Source organism: Methanosarcina sp. 1.H.T.1A.1, from assembly GCF_000979295.1.
Lineage (GTDB): Archaea > Halobacteriota > Methanosarcinia > Methanosarcinales > Methanosarcinaceae > Methanosarcina.
Map to the genome: position 1 here is coordinate 1 of NZ_JJQY01000089.1, position 564 is coordinate 564.

The 564-nt window shown below is 37.4% G+C and carries 1 pseudogene; it reads right to left on the reverse strand.

Annotated elements, in window-relative coordinates:
- Nucleotides 1-166: 166 nt before the first annotated feature.
- Nucleotides 167-325 (reverse strand): annotated as a pseudogene (locus EO95_RS17065) (CRISPR-associated endonuclease Cas1); the annotation flags it as partial.
- Between the last annotated feature and the right edge of the window lie 239 nt (nt 326-564).

Sequence of the window (564 nt, forward strand, 5' to 3'; positions counted from 1 at the left end):
AGATGTGTATAAGAGACAGGTGTAGACTCCGGGTGGTCTGTTTATCTCCAGAACCCATGCTATGATTCATCCTACTAGAAAACTCGTGACCTGATCACATGAAAAAGAATATAATAATGAAATAGAAATCAAAAGAGAAGATTTTCTATTTAAAGCAAGGAAGTGGCTAAAAATAATCCCTGCAAATCAATTTCTTTGCGATCTCAAATCTTTTTTCTTGATCTTCAAAAACATAATACTGAGCAAATTTAATTTTTGCATTTGTACTTTCAGGAGGAAGCATTGTTGTTAAGAGTTTTCCATCCCAGTTGAGAATGGAAATCTGGACATTATTTTCCCCTCCCTAGTTAGATATGTTCGTTTGTAATGCACCCTCGTTGGGTCGGCCCTTAAAAGACGGGCGTAAAAGAATTGTAAGATGGGAGTTATTCAGTGGTCTAATTACTTGCTTTCTCCGTTTTGCTATCTCTGTTAGACCGATACCAGTAATTTAGAGCATCTCGATGAAGCCCAAGTGCTATTATGCTCATAACTATACTTACCACCAGCAAAAAGGGTGGGTTC